The organism is Pseudomonas syringae pv. cilantro (assembly GCF_001293775.1).
Taxonomy (GTDB): domain Bacteria; phylum Pseudomonadota; class Gammaproteobacteria; order Pseudomonadales; family Pseudomonadaceae; genus Aquipseudomonas; species Aquipseudomonas syringae_P.
Genome location: NZ_LGLN01000046.1, coordinates 1 through 1118 on the forward strand (window position 1 = coordinate 1; position 1118 = coordinate 1118).

General features: G+C 59.0%; 1 protein-coding gene and 1 pseudogene. Both read left to right on the forward strand.

The window, feature by feature from the left end:
• Positions 1 to 157: 157 nt before the first annotated feature.
• Positions 158 to 904: a TIGR03759 family integrating conjugative element protein gene (locus ABJ99_RS13555; protein ID WP_054086279.1), complete on the forward strand. Its 747-nt coding sequence runs from the start codon at positions 158 to 160 to the stop codon at positions 902 to 904.
• Positions 889 to 1118, forward strand: a pseudogene (locus ABJ99_RS29135) (lytic transglycosylase domain-containing protein); the annotation flags it as partial. The gene ABJ99_RS13555 and the pseudogene ABJ99_RS29135, both read left to right, overlap by 16 nt.

Consider the following 1118-nt stretch of genomic DNA (forward strand, 5'->3'; position numbering starts at 1 on the left):
CGCCTGGCAGCACTCAACTGAGTCAACTGAACCTGATACGCCCGGGCGACATGGTCGCGGGGAGCAACTGGCAGCTCAACAGCCTGGATGATTCACGCGCCCTGTTCAGCATCAACGGCTCAACCCGCATTCTGCCCCTGCGCCCTTAGAGGTTCACATGACCGTTTACAACCTGCGAATGTTCACACTGACGGGAGTCATCCTGATCACAGCAGCTGGCATGGCCAACGCTGCAACCAACAGCTCCGCACAGTCCACCAGCAGAGAGCACCAGAGCGCTTTGCTGGACAGCCAGTCGCAATCGAGCGACGAGATGCTGGCACGAGACTGGAACCTCAGTCCTCAGGAATGGCAGCGCTATCAGACTCTGATGCAGAGTTCACGAGGTGTGTATTCCCCCGGGCTGGATCCGCTGACTGCATTAGGCATCGAAGCCCGCAATGATGAAGAGCGCCGGCGGTATGCAGAGCTCCAGGTCAAAGCCGAGGCGCAGCGCACGGCAAAAGAATTGGCGTATCAACGCGCATATGACGATGCCTTCAAACGCCTCTATCCCAATCTGATGCCTATCGCCAGTTCGGCGTCCCAAGGTGTGACCGCGAGCCCTGCTAACCAAGGCAATGGCCGATTGGCAGTGTTCGTCAAGGACGATTGCCCGGAGTGCTCAGTTCGGGTTAAGGCCCTTCAAGCTCAGAAGCAGCCGTTTGACGTGTACATGGTGGGTAGCCAGAACGACGATGAGCGAATTCGCAACTGGGCGATTGTCTCGGGCATCGACCCTGCGAATGTCAGAACCCGACAAATCACCCTAAACCATGACGGTGGACGTTGGCTTGGCCTGAGCTTGGGTGGCGAGTTACCGGCCGTAGTGCGAGAGGTGAATGGACAATGGCTGCGTCAGTGACGTGGGCAGGCATTGCCCTGCTGTGCTTCGCGCTGACAAGCCACGCAGCCGAGCTGCCTCCACCGGCTTATCAGTTGGCTGCCCACGCCGCGAGCATCCCTTCGGAAGTGCTCTACTCAGTGGCGCTGCAGGAAAGCGGGGCAAAGTTGCGTGGACAGCTTGTGCCGTGGCCTTGGACACTGAATGTCGCCGGCGCGGGTTACCGTTTTGCAAC